The following is a 17776-nucleotide window of genomic DNA, read 5'->3' as shown; positions in this document are numbered from 1 at the left end:
GCTGCGCCGGAAGAGCGCCCGCACGCCACCGCGGCCACCTAGCGTCAAGACGTGACAGCTGCTGACGACCCCCCGGGCGTCGCACGGCGACGGCTCGGCGTGGGCGCCATCGTGGTGGTCGTCATCGCAGCGCTCGCGATCACGGTAGGCATCGGGATCTTGCGCGGCGCCACGGCCCCCGTCGACTCGGTCGTGTTCGACGAGGACGGCGTCAGCACCCCATCGGCGACGACCGAGCTGTACGTGCACGTGTCGGGTGCCGTCGCCGCACCGGGGCTGTATGTGCTCCCGGCCGGGTCCAGGGTCGTGGATGCCGTCGCCGCCGCCGGCGGATTCGCGGAAGGCGCCGACGACGCCGCAGTCAACCTTGCGCGAGGCCTCGACGACGGCGAGCAGCTGCACGTGCCGTCGACGGGCGGGCCCGCCGAGCTGTCGGGCCCGGCCATCGACGACAGCGGAGGTCTCGTCGACCTCAACACGGCCGACACGACCCGGCTCGAGACGCTGCCCCGCATCGGCCCGGCCATGGCCGAGCGCATCATCGCCTGGCGCGACGAGAACGGGCGCTTCACGAGTGTCGAAGATCTGCTGGCCGTCCCCGGCATCGGCGACAAGATGCTCGAGGGCCTGCGCGACCTCGTCACGGTATGAACGCATCGCGTGAGGCGACGCTCCGGCTCGTCCCGGTGGCTGCGGCGACGTGGGCAACCGCCGCCGCCGCGATCCTCTTACCGGCTGCAGCTGCGGGCCTGGCCCTGGTCCTCTGGGCGACGGCGCTCACCACCGCAGCGATCGTCGTGTGGCGCATCCGCCGGTCCCCACGGCCACGTCGCGCACCGACGGCGCGTCGTAGGGAGCCTCTCACCGCGTGCCCGCAACCGGCGGTCGATCGCCTGGCCCGACTACTCGTGATCCTCGTCCTGGCGGTGGCGGCCTCGGCCGCTGCGGCGACGCACGTCGCGCTCGCTCAACCGGCGCGCTCGGTCGCCAGATCGCTCGCGCTCGAGGGCGGGCGAGCGATCGAGGTACGGGCCGAGGTGGTGGGCAAGGTGGAGCGGCGGGCCGACGGAGCGCTGGCGTTCGACGCTGTGGCGACACGACTCACGACCGGTGTTCACTCGACCGACACGCGGGTGGAGGTCGTCGTGAGGGTCGAGCCGGGCGAGGTGGCCGGCACCGAGCAGCTCGACGTCGGAGCCCGGGTCGTCGCACGCGGCACTGCGCAGCCGGGGCGCGCGGGGGAGCGCGCGGTGATCGTGCTGTCGGCATCCCGCGGCGTCGACGTGCTCCGCGGGCCGACGGGGATCGCCGCCGCGACAGCGGGGCTCCGGCAGGGCCTCGTCGATGCGGTCGAGGGTCTTCCGGGCGTCGGTGCGGGGCTCGTTCCGGGTCTGGCGGTCGGCGACACCTCGGCGGTGACGCCCGCGCTGGATGCCGCCATGAAGGAGTCCTCGCTGTCGCACCTGACTGCGGTGTCGGGCGCGAACTGCGCGCTGGTCGTCGGGATCGCGTTCGCCGTCGCCGCTGCGATCGGCGCGCCACGAGGAGTGCGCGTCGGCGCGGGTCTCGCCGTCCTCGTGGGATTCGTCGCCCTCGTCACCCCCGAGCCGAGTGTCGTGCGAGCCGGCGCCATGGCCGCGATCGCGATGACGGCCCTGCTTCTGGGAAGAGAGGGAGCAGGCATGGCGACGCTGTCTCTCGCGGTCGCGGTGCTGCTGATCGCCGACCCCTGGCTGGCGGCATCCCTCGGATTCGCGCTCTCCGCGGCGGCGACCGGTTCGCTGCTGCTGCTGACGCGGCCGCTCGCGGCAGGACTGTCGCGGGTGATGCCGAGGGCCCTCGCGCTCGCACTGGCGGTGCCGCTCGCCGCGCAGCTGGCGTGTGGTCCGCTGCTCATCCTGATCGCACCGCAGATTCCGGTGTACGGTGTGCTCGCGAATCTGCTCGCGGGGCCGGCGGCACCGGCGGCGACGGTCCTGGGTCTCGCCGCTTGTCTGGCGGCCCCCGTCCCCTGGCTGCAGTCGGGACTCGCTGCGATCGCCTGGGTTCCCGCCTCATGGATCGCCGCGACCGCCACCACGGTCTCCACGCTGCCGGCCGACCTGCTGCCGTGGATCGAGGGCTGGCCGGGGGCCGCCGCTCTGGCTGTGCTGGGGGCGGCGATCGGCGTGCTGATCGCCGTCGCGCGCACAGCGGACCGCCGCAGACGCGTGGTTCGTGCCATCTCCGGCGTACTTGTCGGCGTGATCGCGGGAGTCTCGCTGGGCACCGGTGCGCTCGCCTCGATCGCCGGGCGATGGACGGTGCCGGATGCCTGGACCGTCCTCGCGTGTGACGTCGGTCAGGGCGATGCGGTGCTGTTGCGCTCCGCGGACGCGGTGGCCCTGATCGACACGGGTCCCGAGCCCGAGCGTCTGAGCGCCTGCCTCGCCCGCACCGGAATCCAGAGCGTCGACCTGCTGGTGCTCACGCATTTCGATCTCGATCACGTCGGAGGAGTCGAAGCGGTGATGGGACACGTGGACACCGTGCTGCACGGACCTCCCGACCCCGAGGGTGAGGCGCTGATCGACCGGCTCACCGCGGGTGGTGCGCGTGCGGTCGCGGCGTCGGCGGGTCTGACCGGCGCTCTCGGCGACGCGCGCTGGCGCGTGCTGTGGCCTATCGCCGAGAGCCGCGCCTTCCCCGCGGGCAATGACGCCAGCGTCGTGCTCGACGTGCGAGGCGGCGGGATTCCGCCTCTGCTGATGCTCGGCGACCTATCCGCCTCGCCGCAGCGCGCGATCGAGGCGTCCGGGGCACTCGCTCCGCCCTATGCGATCGTCAAGGTCGCACACCACGGGAGCGCGGACCAGGAGCCGGCGCTGTACGTGGCGGCCGACCCCGCGACAGCCCTGATCACCGTCGGCGCCGACAATGACTACGGACATCCGAGGGACGAGATTCTCGAGGTGCTCGCCGCAACCGGCTCGCGGATCGCGCGCACCGACACAGACGGCCTGGTCGCCCTATGGCAGAGCGGTGCGACCCTGTCGCTGTGGCGCGAGCGCGGGCGCTGAGTCCGAGGGGCTCGGTAGGCTGGAGCAATGGCATCTCCCGCGCGACGCGCCCCCGCCAAGAGCGCGCGCAGCGCGATCCCGCAGCTCTCATGGCGCTCACCGCAGCCCGCTCCGGTCGTCCTGGTGTCGGGTCCCGAAGAAGTCTGCGCCGAACGCGCGATCGCGGGCATCCGGGAGTACCTGCGCGCCGAGGACCCGACGCTCGAGGTGTCGGACCTGCGCGCCGACGACTACTCGTCCGGGTCGCTGCTCACGCTCACCTCGCCCTCGCTTTTCGGCGAACCGCGGCTGATCCGCGTCAGCGGTGTCGAGAAGTGCTCCGACGCGTTCCTCTCCGAGGCCGTCGCCTATCTCTCCGCCCCACAGGACGGCGCGACGGTCGTCCTGCGCCATACCGGGGCGAGCGTGCGCGGCAAGAAGCTCCTCGACGCCATCCGTGCCGGACAGGGCTCCGGCGTCGAGATCGCCTGCCCGGCGGTCAAACGCGACTCCGACCGCTTCGACTTCGCCGCCGGCGAGTTCCAGGCCGCGAAGAAGCGCATCGCGCCACCCGCGCTGCGCTCGCTGGTCTCGGCCTTCGCCGACGACCTCACCGAGCTCGCCGCCGCGTGCCAGCAGCTCATCGCCGACGTGCCGGGCGACATCACCGAGCAGGTCGTCGAGCGCTATTACGGCGGCCGCGTCGAGACATCCGCCTTCGCTGTGGCAGACACAGCCATCGCCGGTCGCTACGGCGAGGCTCTCATCTCACTGCGCCACGCGCTCGCCTCCGGTGCAGACCCCGTTCCGCTGGTCGCCGCGTTCGCCATGAAGCTGCGCACGATGGCGCGGGTCGCGGGAAACCGCGAGCCGTCCGCCGCGCTGGCATCGCGGCTGGGCATGAAGGATTGGCAGGTCGATCGGGCTCGTCGCGACCTCACGGGGTGGAACGAGACGAGCCTCGGCATGGCGATCCAGGCGACGGCGCGGGCGGACGCCGAGGTCAAGGGCGGCTCGCGGGACGCGGTGTTCGCGCTCGAGCGCATGATCACCGTCATCGCGACGCGTGCACCCTACGGCTCCTGACACGCCCCACACGCAGAAGAGCCCGCCCCGAGACGGGGCGGGCTCTTTCTGGAAGACGATGCGTCAGAGCGCAGCGACCTGCTTGGCGATGGCCGACTTGCGGTTCGCCGCCTGGTTCTGGTGGATGACGCCCTTGCTCACGGCCTTGTCGAGCTTCTTGGTCGCCTTGGCGAGAGCCTTCTCCGCAGCAGCCTTGTCGCCGGTGGCGACGGCCTCGCGGGTGCGACGCACCTCGGTCTTCAGCTCGCTCTTGACGGCCTTGTTGCGCTCGTGCGCCTTCTCGTTGGTCTTGTTGCGCTTGATCTGCGACTTGATATTCGCCACGTGTCGACGTTCTTTCGTTCGGAGTGATCGGTTTGAAGATGCCGTTCGGCGAGAGAGGGCGCCTCGCGGCGGTCGTGAGGGAAGAACCCACACGCAAGCCAAACAAGGATTCTATCAGGTCTCTCGCGGTTGCTGAGACTGCCGGGCTTCCAGGGCGGTGATCGCGACATTCAGGAGCGCGTTGAACACGCCCGGACGCATCGCCGTGACGAGATGGCTCGTCCGCGGCACGACGATGAGCTCGGCATCCTGCGCCACGGTCAGGAACAGCCGCTCGTTCGCCCGGAGCTGATCGAACTGGCCGTTGATGAACCACAGCGGCACGTGGATGCGTCGCAGCGCCGCCAGAAGATCGAGCACCGAGAGGCTTCGCAGCGCGAGGTCCTGGGTATCGAAGGCATAGCCGCCGGCTCCGAAGTCCGCGCGCGTCTCGGCGGGGAGCGTGCGGTCCAGCATCCGGTCGGTGAGCCACATGCCGCGATCGGGAAGGGCGTCGAAGCCCCGCGCAAGAGCGCGGTACGTCGCCAGACCGACCCCTCGGGGGATCGCCGTGCACGAAGCGGCGATGAACCCGTCGACCGGGGGCGGAACTTCGCGCCCGACATAGTCGATCGAGACGAGGCCGCCCATCGAATGCCCCACCAGGAGCACAGGGCCACGCGTCGCGGCATCCTGCACCGCATCGTCGATCGTCGAGAAGGCACCATCGAGGGAGTACTCCTCAGCCATTCGCGAGCCGTGGCCGGGAAGATCGACGGCGAGCACGGGATTGCCCCGCTCGCCCAGGTAGGCGACCTGAGAGCGCCACATCGTCGCGGACGTCCGGATGCCGTGCACGAGCACGACCTGGACCGTCATGGGCTCCAGGCTAGCGACGTCGGCCCGCTTAGCATGGCGGCATGCCCGAGATCGCCCCCCACGTCGCGCGCATGCCCGGTTCGGGAGTGCGTCACATCCTCGAGATGGCCTTGCGCCGTCCCGGCACGATCATCCTCGCGGTCGGCGAGCCGGGCGAGGTGGCGGGGGAGCGGATCCGGGATGCCGCCGCCGAGGCCTGGCGACAGGGTGCGATCCGCTATACCCCGAACGGCGGAATCCCCGCTCTTCGCGAAGCGATCGTCGACAAGCTCGCCCGCGAGAACGGTCTCACCGTCGACGTGGAGCAGGTGTGGGTCACCGTGGGGGCGACGCAGGCCCTCTATCTGGCGATGTCGCTGACCCTGTCGCGCGGCGACGAGGTGCTGGTGCCCGATCCCGGCTACACCACGTTCACGATGAACGCGCGCCTTCTGCAGGCCGAACCCGTCCCTTATCCGCTGCGGCCCGAGCGGTCGTTCCAGCCCGACCTCGCCGAACTCGAATCCCTCATCACACCGCGCACCCGCGCGATCATCGTCAACACGCCGTCGAATCCGCTCGGATCGACGTTCGACCGCCCGACGCTCGAGGCGCTCGTCGATCTCGCACGGCGCCACGATCTGTGGATCATCAGCGACGAGGTGTACGAGCGATTCACCTGGGGCGAACCGCACGTGAGCCCCGCGACGCTGGACGACGATGGGCGGGTGCTGTCGGTGTTCTCGATGTCGAAGACCCATTCCATGACGGGTGCGCGCGTCGGGTGGCTCGTGACCCCGCCGGGATGGCGCCAGACCATGCTGCGAGTTCAGGAGGCGGTCGTGAGCTGCGTCGACGAGCCCGCCCAGCGCGCTGCTCTGGTCGCACTCGAGGGAGACCAGCGCGATGTCTTGCGTGCGGCCGCGCACTACCGCGACAACCTCTCCGCCGCGACTGCTGCCCTCGACGACCGCGGCCTGCGCTACCTGACTCCGACCGGTGCGTTCTACCTCTGGATCGACGTCGCGCACGTCTCGGGCGGCGACGTCATGGCCTGGTGCGAACGGTTCCTCGACGAGTCCGGCGTCGCCGTCGCGCCCGGCACCGCCTTCGGCGCGTCGGGGGAAGGATGGATCCGGGTGTGCGTCGCGAGCGAGCGCGATCAGCTCCTGGAAGGACTCGCTCGCATCCCCGCACCGGCGTGACCGGGCGGACGCGCAGGATGACGGCATCCGTCACCCGTAGAATCGTCGGGATATGTCACCCCGCGCCCTGAAGCCTCTCGAGCCGTCCGCGACTCCGCCCGAGCTGATCCGCAACTTCTGCATCATCGCCCACATCGACCACGGCAAGTCGACACTGGCCGATCGCATGCTGCAGATCACCGGCGTCGTCTCCGACCGCGACATGCGCGCGCAGTACCTCGACCGCATGGACATCGAGCGCGAGCGCGGCATCACGATCAAGAGCCAGGCGGTGCGGATGCCGTGGGCCACGGCCGAGGGCACGTTCACGCTCAATATGATCGACACGCCCGGCCACGTGGACTTCACCTACGAGGTGAGCCGGTCGCTCGCCGCCTGCGAGGGCGCGATCCTTCTCGTCGACGCCGCGCAGGGAATCGAAGCGCAGACGCTCGCGAACCTCTACCTCGCGCTCGAGAACGACCTCCAGATCATCCCCGTGCTGAACAAGATCGACCTGCCGGCGGCGGACCCCGAGAAGTACGCGAAAGAGCTGGCCGGACTGATCGGCGGAAAGCCCGAGGACGTACTGCGGGTCAGCGGCAAGACCGGCATGGGCGTCGAGGAGCTGCTCGACCATGTCGTCGCGCAGATCCCCGCGCCGAAGGGCGATCCGGACGCTCCGACCCGGGCGATGATCTTCGACTCGGTCTACGACTCGTACCGCGGCGTGATCACCTACGTCCGCATGATCGACGGTTCCCTCAATCCGCGCGAACGCATCCAGATGATGTCGACCCGCGCGGTGCACGAGCTTCTCGAGATCGGCGTCTCCTCGCCCGAGCCGACCCCCACCAAGGGTCTCGGCGTGGGCGAGGTCGGCTACCTGATCACGGGTGTGAAGGACGTCCGCCAGTCCAAGGTCGGCGACACCGTCACCAGCGCGGCGAAGCCCTCCAAAGCTGCGCTGCCCGGCTACACCGACCCCAAGCCGATGGTCTTCTCGGGCCTCTACCCGATCGACGGTAGCGACTACCCGGTTCTGCGTGAAGCACTCGACAAGCTGAAGCTGTCGGATGCCTCGCTGAACTACGAGCCCGAGACCTCGGTCGCGCTCGGGTTCGGGTTCCGTTGCGGATTCCTGGGTCTCCTGCACCTCGAGATCGTCACCGAGCGTCTCGAGCGCGAGTTCGGTCTCGACCTCATCTCCACCGCTCCGTCGGTGACGTACGAGGTTCTGACCGACGACAAGAAGTCGTTCACCGTCACGAACCCGAGCGAGTTCCCCTCCGGCACGAAGATCGCCAGTGTGACCGAGCCGATGGTCAAGGCCGCGATCCTCGCGCCCAAGGACTATGTCGGCACGATCATGGAGCTGTGCCAGTCGCGTCGCGGCACCCTGCTCGGCATGGAGTATCTCGGTGAGGACCGTGTCGAGATCCGTTACAGCATGCCGCTCGGCGAGATCGTGTTCGACTTCTTCGACCACCTGAAGTCGAAGACGGCGGGATACGCCTCGCTCGACTACGAGCCCAGTGGCGATCAGGAAGCCGATCTGGTCAAGGTCGACATCCTGCTGCAGGGCGAACCGGTCGATGCGTTCAGCGCCATCGTGCACCGCGACAAGGCCTATGCGTACGGCGTGCTCATGACCGAGCGTCTCAAGAAGCTCATTCCGCGTCAGCAGTTCGAGGTGCCCATCCAAGCCGCGATCGGCGCGCGCATCATCGCACGCGAGTCGATTCGCGCTATGCGCAAGGACGTTCTCGCGAAGTGCTACGGCGGCGACATCAGCCGCAAGCGCAAGCTGCTCGAGAAGCAGAAGGAGGGCAAGAAGCGCATGAAGATGGTCGGTCGCGTGGAGGTCCCCCAGGAGGCGTTCATCGCCGCGCTGTCGGGCGACGTCGAGAAGAAGGACGCCAAGTAGGCTGGTCGTCATGCGTCGAGGAAACTTCCGGGACGACACCGTCGACTACGCCGCGGTCGGTGCGACGCAAGCACCCGACCTGATGCACTTTCCGCCGGAGCGGAGCATCCCGGCCGAGGAGTCGTGGCGCATCGGCAGCGGCGAAGCACGCTTCCAGGCGGCCGGCGAGGCCCTCATGTCATGGACCGCGCAGCGCGGTGCGGGCCTCACGCTCAAGGATGTGCGCCCCGCGTCTGGACCGATGTACTCGGGCGTCAGCTTCGACGCCGAGGGCAATGCGATCGCCCCGAGCCGGTCCGACACCGATCTGCGCTACGACAGCGACGGGACGCCCTATGTGGGCGCGGGAACCACGATCCGCGTGGACGGTCGCGTGAGCGGCATGCGGGCGGATGCCGAGCTGCGCGTGATCTTCGCCGTCGAGGAGCCGCGGCGCGTGGGGTTCGCCCTCGGAACCGTCAGCGATTCGGTCGTGAGCGGGGAAGAGTCGTTCATGCTCGACTGGCATGACAATGACGAGGTGTGGTTCACCGTGCGAGCCTTCGACGCGCCGCAGTCGTTCCTGTACCGCCTGGTACCCGCTCTGACCCGCCGACGCCGACGGGAGCTGTTCACCCGATATCTGCGGGCGATCTCGCCCCTGTATACGACGCCTGCCTGACGCTCAGATGGGCTCCGCGCTTCCTCTCGGTGAGCCCGTTCCGGCGGACGGCTCACTCCCGTCCGGCACTCTCGTCGATGCCGCCGCGCCGTTCGGCGTGTACCTCCATGTGCCGTTCTGCCGCGTGCGCTGCGGCTACTGCGACTTCAATACGTACACATCGTCCGAGCTGCGCGGCGCGCGCCAGGACGAGTACGCCGACACGCTGCTGGGCGAGGTCGATCTGGCCGCCCGGGTGCTCGAGCGCGCCGGCGGACTCCGTCCCGCCTCGACGGTGTTCTTCGGCGGCGGTACCCCGACGCTCCTGCCTCCGGGCGACCTCGCGCGCATGCTGGACGGCGTGCGCCGGACGTTCGGCGTCGATGCGGATGCCGAGATCACGGTCGAGGCCAACCCCGATACCGTCACCGACGCCGTCGCGGCCGAACTCGCGGCATCCGGAGTCACGCGTCTGTCGATCGGCATGCAGTCTGCCGTCCCGCACGTCCTCGCCGCGCTGGACCGCACCCACGAGCCCGCCAGTGTAGGCACGGCCGTGACCGCTGCACGCGGGGCGGGACTCGACGTCAGCGTCGATCTCATCTACGGCGCGCCGGGCGAGTCGATCGACGACTGGCGCGCCTCGCTCGACGCCGCCGTCGCACTCGAACCCGACCATGTGTCGGCCTACGCGCTCATCATCGAGGACGGCACGAAGCTCGCACGTCAGATCCGGCGCGGCGAAGTGGTCGCGCCAGACGACGACCTGCAGGCCGACATGTACGAGCTCGCCGACGAGCAGTTCGCCGATGCCGGGTTCGACTGGTACGAAGTGTCCAACTGGGCGCGCGACGAACGCCACCGCTCGCGCCACAACCTCGCCTACTGGACGGGCGCGGATTGGTGGGGCTTCGGGCCGGGGGCACACAGCCACATCTCGGGCACACGGTTCTGGAACGTCAAGCATCCGGCGGCGTACGCCCAGCGGCTCGCCGCTGGCGAGTCGCCCGCGGCGGGGCGGGAGGTGCCGGATGCCTCTGCCCGTCTCCTCGAGAACGTCCTGCTGCGCAGTCGCATCCGCGAAGGACTCGCCGTCGCGGACCTGCTCGGCGAGGGAAGGCACGCGGTCGCCGCGCTCATCGCCGACGGACTGATCGACGGCCCGACCGCGCTGCGAGGGCGCATCGTGCTCACCCGCCGAGGGCGTCTGCTCGCGGACGCTGTCGTTCGCGCGCTGACGGAGTGACGCGCCTTCCCGCTCCGGCCCATCGCATCCGGTAGAATTGGCACTCCAGTCATGCGAGTGCCAAACCCTTGGTGTCGACAGCAGCGTGAGGAGGCGGGATGGTCAGCGAACGCGGACTCGAAGTGCTGCGAGCGATCGTCCAGGACTACGTCGACACCCATGAACCGGTCGGCAGCAAGGCGATCGTCGAACGGCACGCCTTCGGCGTCTCCGCCGCCACGATCCGCAACGACATGGCCCTCCTCGAAGACGAAGAGCTGATCACCGCGCCGCACACGTCGTCGGGTCGCGTGCCGACCGACAAGGGCTACCGGGTCTTCGTCGACCATCTCGCCGAACTGCGCCCGCTGTCCTCAGCCCAGCGCGCGGCGATCGGCTCATTCCTCGATGGCTCCAGCGACCTCGACGACGTGCTCTCGCGTACTGTCCGCGCGCTCACGCAGCTCACCGGCCAGGTCGCGATCGTGCAGTACCCGTCGTTCGCCCGCGCTCACGTCACCCACGTCGAGCTCGTCCAGCTGGGCGGCGGGCGGATGCTCGTCATCGTCGTCACCGATACCGGCCGCGTCTCGCAGCGGCTGACGTTCGTCCGCGACGAGTTCGACGACTCCGATCTCGCCCGCATCCGCGCGGAGCTCGGCACGCTGCTCGTCGGCCGCTCGGTGCGCGAAGGGCTGCTGCGGATCGCCGACCGGCTCTCGGAGGCCTCGCCCGCTGCGGCGCCCCATGAGGCCGCGACGGACGAGATCGTCCGCGCCGTGGCCGAGGAGCTCGAGGAGTTCCGCCAGGACCGCCTGGTGATGGCCGGCAGCGCGACACTGGCCCGACGGGAATCGGATTTCCGGGGAAGCATCTACCCCCTCCTCGAGGCGATCGAGGAGCAGGTCACGATCCTGCGCCTCATGGGCGAGATGGTCACCGACTCGCAGGGCCTGTCGACCAGCATCGGGCGGGAGAACGAGCCGTTCGGCCTGGCCGAGGCTTCCGTGGTCGCCAGCGACTACGACGCGACCGGCTCTCGCGCCCGTGTGGGGCTGCTCGGGCCCACACGCATGGACTATCCCACGAACCTCGCGGCGGTGCGAGCCGTCGCGCGCTACCTCACGCGGATGCTCGAAGAAGACGAGAGCAGCCGCTGACGCGGTCGCGCACACACGATCCCGCGGCCATGTCGCGGCAGGAAGGCGAAAGTGGCTGACCATTACGAGGTCCTCGGCGTCTCGCGAGACGCCTCCATCGACGAGATCAAGAAGGCGTACCGGCGCCTGGCGCGCCAGCTCCACCCCGATGTGAACCCCGGCGAAGAGGCGTCCGAGCGATTCAAGCTCGTGACACATGCCTACGACGTGCTGAGCGACCCCGACCAGCGCGCACGCTACGACATGGGCGGCGACGGCGGCGGCTTCGGCGGTGCCGGCGGGTTCGGTGGATTCAACGACATCTTCGAGACGTTCTTCGGCGGCGCCGGCGGCGCCCGCGGGGGGCGACCCCGCTCACGCCGTGAGCGCGGCCAGGACGCCCTCGTGCGCGTCACCCTCGAACTCGCCGATGTCGTCTTCGGCGTGCACCGCGACATCGAGGTCGACACCGCGGTGCTGTGCGAGACGTGTCAGGGCTCGTGCTGCCAGCCTGGGACCAGCCCGGTCACATGCGACATCTGCCACGGCACCGGCAACGTGCAGCGTCAGGTTCGCAGCCTCCTCGGCAACGTGGTGACCAACCAGCCGTGCAACGTGTGCCAGGGCTACGGCACGACGATCCCGTACCCCTGCGCGACATGCCAGGGCCAGGGCCGGGTGCGCGCGCGCCGGACGGTGTCGCTCGACATCCCGGCCGGCGTCGAGACGGGGCTGCGGCTGCAGCTCCCGGGCTCGGGCGAGGTCGGCCCCGCCGGTGGTCCCAACGGCGATCTGTACATCGAGGTCACCGTCTCGCCCCATGAGATCTTCAGCCGCGATGCCGACGACCTGCTCGCCACCCTCGAGGTATCGATGTCCGACGCGATCCTCGGCACGACGACGACCATCCAGTCCCTCGACGGATCTGTCGAGCTCGAGGTCCGCGCAGGTGCGCAGGGCGGCGACGTACTCACGATCAAGGGTCGCGGCATCACGCCCCTGCGGGGCTCGCAGCGCGGCGACCTGAAGGTCGGACTTCACGTCGTGACGCCGACCCGGCTGGATGCCAAGGAGCGCGCACTCATCGAGGATTTCGCCAAGCGCACGAAGGCCCCTGAGCCGAAGCTCGCCGAGTTCCACCAGGGTCTGTTCGCGAAGCTGCGCGATCGCTTCCGGAGCGCCTGACAGATGCCCCTGCACTTCCTTCTCGACGGTGCCGGTGCCGGTGCCGGTGCCGAAGTGTCGGACGCGGGACCGGGCGACCCGGTGACGCTCACCGGCGCGGAGGCGCACCACGCGGCGGCGGTGCGGCGGGTGCGCACGGGGGAGCAGGTCACGATCGGCGACGGTCGCGGCACCTGGCTCTCGGGTGAGGTCGAGTCGGTCGCCCCGCGTGAAGTGATCGTGCGGATCTCGTCCCGCGCCGACGTTCCCGCACCGACACGTCGCCTCGTGCTCGTGCAGGCGCTCGCGAAGGGCGACCGCGACGAACTGGCCGTCCAGGCGGCGACCGAGCTCGGCGTCGACGAGATCGTTCCGTGGCAGGCTGCGCGAAGCGTCTCCCGGTGGGATGCCGCGAAGGCTCAGAAGGGTCGCGACCGCTGGGCGGGCATCGTCCGCGAGGCGGCCAAGCAGGCGCACCGTGCCTGGGTTCCCGAGGTGGGCGCTCTCGCCACCACAGCGCAACTCTCAGCGCTGGCTGCGTCTGCGGTCGTCCTGGTACTCGAGCCGAACGCAGAAGAGGCACTCACCTCGCTCGCGCTCGACGATCGCGAGGACGATGTCGTAATGGTCGTCGGCCCCGAGGGCGGCATCGCCTCCGACGAGCTCGACGCCCTCGCCCGCGGCGGCGCGCAGCTCGTGCGGCTGGGCGACACCGTGCTGCGCACGTCGACCGCCGGGCCGGCGGCGCTGGCCGTCGTAAGCGCGGCAATCGGTCGCTGGTGAGTCCCCATCCCCGCCCGACCAGGACGAGAGCGACACCCCGTCAGTAGACTTGCCGCATGAGCGAACCGTCCATCTTCACGCGCATCCGCACCGGCGAGATCCCGTCCGAGATCATCGCCGAGACCGAGAACGCGTTCGCTATTCGCGACATCGCCCCCAAGGCGCCGGTGCATCTGCTGGTGATCCCCAAGACCGAGCAGTACCGAAACGTCGTCGAGCTCGCGGCAGGAGACCCCGACCTTCTCTCCGAGGTCGTCGGCCTCGCCAACAGCCTGGCGGCCGAACACGCAGACGGGGACTTCCGTCTGGTCTTCAACACCGGCCCGAACGCGGGCCAGACCATCTTCCACGTGCATGCCCATGTGCTTGCCGGAGGACTCGAGGAAGCGAGCCTTGGTGCCTGACGAATCAGCCTCGGAACCCGTGATCGATCGGGTGTATGCCGACGGGGTCGCAATGGTGCAACTGCTCGGCCCGCAGGACCGCCTTCTGCGCGTGGTCGAGAAGGAGCATCCCGGCGTCGACGTCCACGTGCGCGGCAACGAGATCACCCTGACCGGAGAGGCCGGTGCCGTGGCCGCCGCCCGATCCCTCGTGGATGAGCTGCTGGCCATGACGAAGGCCGGTCATGCGCTCGGCGAGTCGGATGTGTCGTCGTCGAGCCGCATCCTGCGCACCGAGGGCGGCCCGCGTCCATCCGAGGTTCTCGGCGAGGCGATCCTGTCCTCGCGCGGCAAGATCATCCGCCCGAAGACGCTCGGGCAGAAGGCCTACGTCGACGCGATCGAAGAGAACACCATCGTCTTCGGCATCGGGCCTGCCGGCACTGGCAAGACGTACCTCGCCATGGCGAAGGCGGTGCAGGCACTGCAGCGCAAGGAAGTCAGCCGCATCATCCTCACACGGCCCGCGGTCGAGGCGGGGGAGCGCCTGGGCTTCCTTCCCGGAACGCTCAACGACAAGATCGATCCGTACCTTCGCCCGCTGTACGACGCGCTCAACGAGATGATGGATCCCGACATCGTCCCCAAGCTCATGGCGACGGGCACCATCGAGGTCGCACCTCTTGCGTACATGCGCGGCCGCACTCTGAACGACTCGTTCGTCGTCCTCGACGAAGCGCAGAACACGACCCCCGAGCAGATGAAGATGTTCCTCACGCGTCTGGGATTCGGCACGCGGATGGTCGTGACCGGAGACATCACCCAGGTCGACCTGCCGCAGGGCGCCTCGGGCCTGCGACTGGTGACGCGGGTGCTCAACAGCATCGAGGACATCCACTTCGCTTATCTCACCAGCGAGGACGTCGTCCGGCACACCCTCGTCGGGCGGATCGTCGACGCGTACACCGAGTACGACGAGAGGCGGCTCGCCGGGCGGCGTGAGCGGGACGAGGCATCCGAGTTCGCCAACCGCGCTGAGAAGCGCTCAGCTGCGCGGCCGTCCGGTCCGCGCGATCACCTTCCGAAGCGAGGACGAGCATGACCATCGAGATCGGCAACGAGTCCGGGATCGCCGTCGACGAGACGGTGCTGCTGCGCCTGATGGAACACAACTTCGGCGAGCTGCACGTGAGTCCAGACGCCGATGTCGCAATCCTCCTCGTCGACGAGGGAGCGATGGAGGCGCTGCATGTGCAGTGGATGGACGAGCCCGGTCCGACCGACGTCCTGAGCTTTCCCATGGATGAGCTGCGCCCCGGTACCGAGGACGCACCGACCCCTCCCGGCCTGCTCGGCGACATCGTACTGTGCCCCCAGGTGGCAGAGACGCAGGCGGTCGCCGCCAAGCACAGCACCGAGGACGAGCTGGTCCTGCTGACCACGCACGGGCTGCTCCACCTCCTCGGGTTCGACCACGCCGAGCCCGACGAGGAGCGCGAGATGTTCGGATTGCAGCGCGAGCTCATCACGTCGTTCCAGGCCGCCGAACGCCGGCGACCTCGCGCATGACCGCAGCCCTCCTGCTCGTCGCCGCCGCGCTGCTGCTGGCATTCGGTGCCCTCATGGCGTCGATCGACGCCGCGCTCGGCGTCACCTCGCGGGCCGATCTCGCCGAGCTGGGCGCCGCGGGGCGCAATGCCGCGATCCTTCACCGCATCGCCGCGGATCCCGAGGCACATGCCAACGCGGTGATCTTCATCCGCGTGCTCGCCGAGACGACCGCCGCGGTGCTCGTGACCGTTGCGTTCACCCTGCTGTTCGAGAACATCTGGTGGGCGATGCTCGCGGCGGCCGTGCTGATGACAGGGGTCTCGTACGTCGTCGTCGGGGCGAGTCCCCGCTCGGTCGGACGCCTGCACGCCAAGGGTCTGCTGCGCAGCGCGGCGCCCGTGATCCGCGGCGTGCGCATCATCCTGGGCCCGCTCGCGCACGGGCTCGTGGCGCTCGGCACGCGCATCACGCCGGGCGCGTCGCGCGGGTCCTCGTTCGCCTCCGAGGAGCAGCTCCTCAGCATCATCGACGAGGCGGCCGAGAACGCCCTCATCGAGCAGGACGACCGGGAACTCATCCACTCGGTCTTCGACTTCACCGACACCTTCGTGCGCGCGGTGATGGTGCCGCGAACCGACATGGTGACAGTGGACGCATCGGCCTCGACTCGGGACGCGATGACGATCTTCCTCGACAACGGCATCTCGCGCGTCCCCGTTGTGGACGACGAGGCCGACGATGTGATCGGGGTGCTCTACCTGAAGGATCTGGTGCAGTTCGGCTTCCGTGACGAGTCCGGCTGGCGAGATGCCCCCATCACGCGGATCACCCGCCCCGCGGTGTTCGTGCCCGAGTCCATGAAAGCCGAATCGCTGCTGCAGCAGATGAAGCGCGACGCGGTCCACGTGTGCCTCGTCATCGACGAGTACGGCGGTGTCTCGGGTCTGGTGACCCTCGAGGACCTCATCGAGGAACTCGTGGGCGAGATCGCCGACGAGTACGACCCGCGCGCCGACGAGGTCACCGAGATGGAGCCCGGACATTATCGTGTCAGCGCGAGACTGGGACTCGACGAGGTCGGCGACCTCTTCGGGATCGAGCTCGAAGACGAGGACGTCGATTCGATCGGCGGACTGCTCGGCAAGGCGCTCGGACGCGTGCCGCAGCCGGGAGCGACGGCGGAATACGCCGGGCTGGTTCTGACCGGCGGCGCAGCGCGAGGCCGCGGCCGCGGGATCTCGACGGTGTTCGTCGAGCGCGGCGAGGGCCGTCCAGACAATGATCGCTCACCGCGCACCGGTGAGATCCGCACCACCGGCACACGCACCGGAGAGGTGCGCGTGTCGAAGAAGGGGGAAAACCCATGACCGATCCCACCGCCGATTCGGCTTCGCTTCCCGACGACGATGCGCGTCGCGCGAACGAGGTGCGCGGCGATTCAGACGACGGGCGCTCCGGATTCGTCACGTTCGTCGGACGACCGAATGTCGGCAAGTCCACGCTCACCAACGCCCTCGTGGGCGAGAAGGTCGCCATCACCAGCGACAAGCCGCAGACCACCCGCCGAGCCATCCGCGGCATCGTCAACCGGCCATCCGGCCAGCTCGTGATCGTCGACACCCCGGGTCTGCACAAACCGCGGACTCTTCTCGGCCAGCGACTCAACGACCTCGTGGAACAGGTGCTCGGAGACGTCGATGTCATCGGCTTCTGCGTGCCCGCGACCGAGAAGGTCGGCCCCGGCGACCGCCGGATCGCCGAGTCACTCGGCGGGTATCGCCGCGCGAAGAAGGTCGCGATCGTCACGAAGACGGATGCCGCCTCCCGCGATCAGATCACGGAGCGGCTGCTCGAGGTCGACGCACTGCGCGAGGACTGGGCGGCGGTGATCCCGCTGTCTGCTCTCACCAACGATCAGCTCGATGTGCTGACCGACGAGCTGCTCTCGCTCATGCCGGTCGGGCCGCCGCTGTACGGAGAGGGCGTCGTCACCGACGAGTCGCTCGAGGATCGCATCGCCGAGATCATCCGCGAGGCAGCCCTCGAGGGCGTCCGCGACGAGCTGCCGCACTCGATCGCGGTGACGATCGAGGACATCTCCCAGCGCGAGACGGGGTCGATGACCGATATCCACGCCAACCTCATCGTGGAGCGCGACAGTCAGAAGGCGATCATCATCGGGCACAAGGGCTCGCGCCTGCGTGACGTGGGGGCTCGCGCACGCGCGCAGATCGAGCCGCTCGTCGGTACCAACGTGTTCCTGAAGCTGCACGTGCGCGTCGCGAAGGAGTGGCAGCGAGATCCGAAGCAGCTCGGACGCCTCGGGTTCTGATCCGGTCGGTGCGGCGAACTCATCGATGTGGACGGCCTGCGAAGTGGGTCACGCCCCCATTCGCGGCATCCTGCTACCATCGGTACATGCGCTTCCGCGGGCTCCTTCTTCTTAGCCGCCGCGACGAGACCTCGTTCTAGGGCCTTCCTCGTCGCGGAGCTTC

General features: G+C 69.3%; 17 protein-coding genes. 15 read left to right on the top strand and 2 right to left on the bottom strand.

Annotated features, from left to right (window positions below):
- Positions 1 to 51: 51 nt before the first annotated feature.
- From KEC57_RS08675 to holA, 3 genes are read left to right on the top strand one after another with little or no spacing between them, the layout of a single operon-like run.
- Positions 52 to 651, top strand: coding sequence for a ComEA family DNA-binding protein (locus tag KEC57_RS08675; RefSeq protein ID WP_229384163.1), 600 nt, complete (start codon positions 52 to 54; stop codon positions 649 to 651).
- Positions 648 to 3059, top strand: a complete 2412-nt coding sequence (locus KEC57_RS08670; protein ID WP_229384162.1) for a ComEC/Rec2 family competence protein — start codon at positions 648 to 650, stop codon at positions 3057 to 3059. Before KEC57_RS08675 ends, KEC57_RS08670 begins: the two co-directional genes overlap by 4 nt.
- A gap of 27 nt (positions 3060 to 3086) precedes the next feature.
- Positions 3087 to 4124 carry a DNA polymerase III subunit delta gene (holA, locus tag KEC57_RS08665; RefSeq protein WP_229384161.1) on the top strand — a complete coding sequence of 346 codons (1038 nt, stop codon included), beginning with the start codon at positions 3087 to 3089 and terminating at the stop codon, positions 4122 to 4124.
- Positions 4125 to 4187: 63 nt separating this feature from the next.
- Here holA and rpsT read toward each other — a convergent pair whose 3' ends face one another.
- Both rpsT and KEC57_RS08655 read right to left on the bottom strand, forming a co-directional pair.
- Entirely contained in the window at positions 4188 to 4448 is a 261-nt protein-coding gene (gene rpsT, locus KEC57_RS08660) for a 30S ribosomal protein S20 (RefSeq protein WP_229384160.1), read from the bottom strand.
- Positions 4449 to 4562: 114 nt separating this feature from the next.
- Positions 4563 to 5306 (bottom strand): alpha/beta fold hydrolase, encoded by a 744-nt coding sequence (locus KEC57_RS08655; RefSeq protein ID WP_229384159.1) that lies wholly within the window; start codon positions 5304 to 5306, stop codon positions 4563 to 4565.
- 41 nt (positions 5307 to 5347) lie between these two features.
- On the opposite strand from KEC57_RS08655, the gene KEC57_RS08650 reads away from it, so the two are divergent.
- The 12 genes from KEC57_RS08650 (at position 5348) to era (ending at position 17613) form a co-directional block, all read left to right on the top strand.
- Positions 5348 to 6490, top strand: a complete 1143-nt coding sequence (locus KEC57_RS08650; protein WP_229384158.1) for a pyridoxal phosphate-dependent aminotransferase — start codon at positions 5348 to 5350, stop codon at positions 6488 to 6490.
- A gap of 52 nt (positions 6491 to 6542) precedes the next feature.
- Positions 6543 to 8396 (top strand): translation elongation factor 4, encoded by a 1854-nt coding sequence (lepA, locus tag KEC57_RS08645; RefSeq protein ID WP_229384157.1) that lies wholly within the window; start codon positions 6543 to 6545, stop codon positions 8394 to 8396.
- Positions 8397 to 8406: 10 nt separating this feature from the next.
- Positions 8407 to 9057: a DUF1990 domain-containing protein gene (locus KEC57_RS08640; RefSeq protein ID WP_229384156.1), complete on the top strand. Its 651-nt coding sequence runs from the start codon at positions 8407 to 8409 to the stop codon at positions 9055 to 9057.
- A 7-nt stretch (positions 9058 to 9064) separates the two neighbouring features.
- Entirely contained in the window at positions 9065 to 10282 is a 1218-nt protein-coding gene (gene hemW / locus KEC57_RS08635; RefSeq protein ID WP_229384155.1) for a radical SAM family heme chaperone HemW, read from the top strand.
- A 98-nt stretch (positions 10283 to 10380) separates the two neighbouring features.
- Positions 10381 to 11421: a heat-inducible transcriptional repressor HrcA gene (gene hrcA / locus KEC57_RS08630; protein ID WP_229384154.1), complete on the top strand. Its 1041-nt coding sequence runs from the start codon at positions 10381 to 10383 to the stop codon at positions 11419 to 11421.
- A 51-nt stretch (positions 11422 to 11472) separates the two neighbouring features.
- Positions 11473 to 12585, top strand: coding sequence for a molecular chaperone DnaJ (gene dnaJ, locus KEC57_RS08625; RefSeq protein WP_229384153.1), 1113 nt, complete (start codon positions 11473 to 11475; stop codon positions 12583 to 12585).
- Positions 12586 to 12588: 3 nt separating this feature from the next.
- A complete protein-coding gene (locus KEC57_RS08620) occupies positions 12589 to 13347 on the top strand; it encodes a 16S rRNA (uracil(1498)-N(3))-methyltransferase (protein ID WP_229384152.1) in 759 nt (252 codons plus the stop codon).
- A 56-nt stretch (positions 13348 to 13403) separates the two neighbouring features.
- Positions 13404 to 13751: an HIT domain-containing protein gene (locus KEC57_RS08615; RefSeq protein ID WP_229384151.1), complete on the top strand. Its 348-nt coding sequence runs from the start codon at positions 13404 to 13406 to the stop codon at positions 13749 to 13751.
- 52 nt (positions 13752 to 13803) lie between these two features.
- Positions 13804 to 14832: a PhoH family protein gene (locus KEC57_RS08610; protein ID WP_229384419.1), complete on the top strand. Its 1029-nt coding sequence runs from the start codon at positions 13804 to 13806 to the stop codon at positions 14830 to 14832.
- Complete coding sequence (gene ybeY / locus KEC57_RS08605) at positions 14829 to 15299, top strand: rRNA maturation RNase YbeY (protein WP_229384150.1); 471 nt, start codon at positions 14829 to 14831, stop codon at positions 15297 to 15299. The genes KEC57_RS08610 and ybeY overlap by 4 nt, the downstream gene beginning before the upstream one ends.
- Positions 15296 to 16648, top strand: coding sequence for a hemolysin family protein (locus KEC57_RS08600; protein ID WP_229384149.1), 1353 nt, complete (start codon positions 15296 to 15298; stop codon positions 16646 to 16648). Before ybeY ends, KEC57_RS08600 begins: the two co-directional genes overlap by 4 nt.
- Positions 16645 to 17613 carry a GTPase Era gene (era, locus tag KEC57_RS08595; RefSeq protein ID WP_229384148.1) on the top strand — a complete coding sequence of 323 codons (969 nt, stop codon included), beginning with the start codon at positions 16645 to 16647 and terminating at the stop codon, positions 17611 to 17613. Before KEC57_RS08600 ends, era begins: the two co-directional genes overlap by 4 nt.
- Positions 17614 to 17776 lie beyond the last annotated feature (163 nt).

The sequence above is a fragment of the Microbacterium allomyrinae genome (genome assembly GCF_020682705.1).
GTDB classification, from domain to species: Bacteria; Actinomycetota; Actinomycetes; order Actinomycetales; family Microbacteriaceae; genus Microbacterium; species Microbacterium allomyrinae.
Note: the sequence above shows the minus strand (reverse complement) of the source record. Positions and strands in the feature narration are given on the sequence as shown.

Excerpts from the sequence above, each read along its gene's own strand:
- hrcA (WP_229384154.1), top strand. The coding sequence starts at position 10,381 with ATGGTCAGCGAACGCGGACTCGAAGTGCTGCGAGCGATCGTCCAGGAC.
- era (WP_229384148.1), top strand. The coding sequence starts at position 16,645 with ATGACCGATCCCACCGCCGATTCGGCTTCGCTTCCCGACGACGATGCG.
- ybeY (WP_229384150.1), top strand. The coding sequence starts at position 14,829 with ATGACCATCGAGATCGGCAACGAGTCCGGGATCGCCGTCGACGAGACG.
- KEC57_RS08610 (WP_229384419.1), top strand. The coding sequence starts at position 13,804 with ATGGTGCAACTGCTCGGCCCGCAGGACCGCCTTCTGCGCGTGGTCGAG.
- lepA (WP_229384157.1), top strand. The coding sequence starts at position 6,543 with ATGTCACCCCGCGCCCTGAAGCCTCTCGAGCCGTCCGCGACTCCGCCC.
- KEC57_RS08670 (WP_229384162.1), top strand. The coding sequence starts at position 648 with ATGAACGCATCGCGTGAGGCGACGCTCCGGCTCGTCCCGGTGGCTGCG.
- KEC57_RS08600 (WP_229384149.1), top strand. The coding sequence starts at position 15,296 with ATGACCGCAGCCCTCCTGCTCGTCGCCGCCGCGCTGCTGCTGGCATTC.
- KEC57_RS08640 (WP_229384156.1), top strand. The coding sequence starts at position 8,407 with ATGCGTCGAGGAAACTTCCGGGACGACACCGTCGACTACGCCGCGGTC.
- KEC57_RS08655 (WP_229384159.1), bottom strand. The coding sequence starts at position 5,306 with ATGACGGTCCAGGTCGTGCTCGTGCACGGCATCCGGACGTCCGCGACG.
- KEC57_RS08615 (WP_229384151.1), top strand. The coding sequence starts at position 13,404 with ATGAGCGAACCGTCCATCTTCACGCGCATCCGCACCGGCGAGATCCCG.
- KEC57_RS08650 (WP_229384158.1), top strand. The coding sequence starts at position 5,348 with ATGCCCGAGATCGCCCCCCACGTCGCGCGCATGCCCGGTTCGGGAGTG.
- holA (WP_229384161.1), top strand. The coding sequence starts at position 3,087 with ATGGCATCTCCCGCGCGACGCGCCCCCGCCAAGAGCGCGCGCAGCGCG.
- hemW (WP_229384155.1), top strand. The coding sequence starts at position 9,065 with ATGGGCTCCGCGCTTCCTCTCGGTGAGCCCGTTCCGGCGGACGGCTCA.
- KEC57_RS08620 (WP_229384152.1), top strand. The coding sequence starts at position 12,589 with ATGCCCCTGCACTTCCTTCTCGACGGTGCCGGTGCCGGTGCCGGTGCC.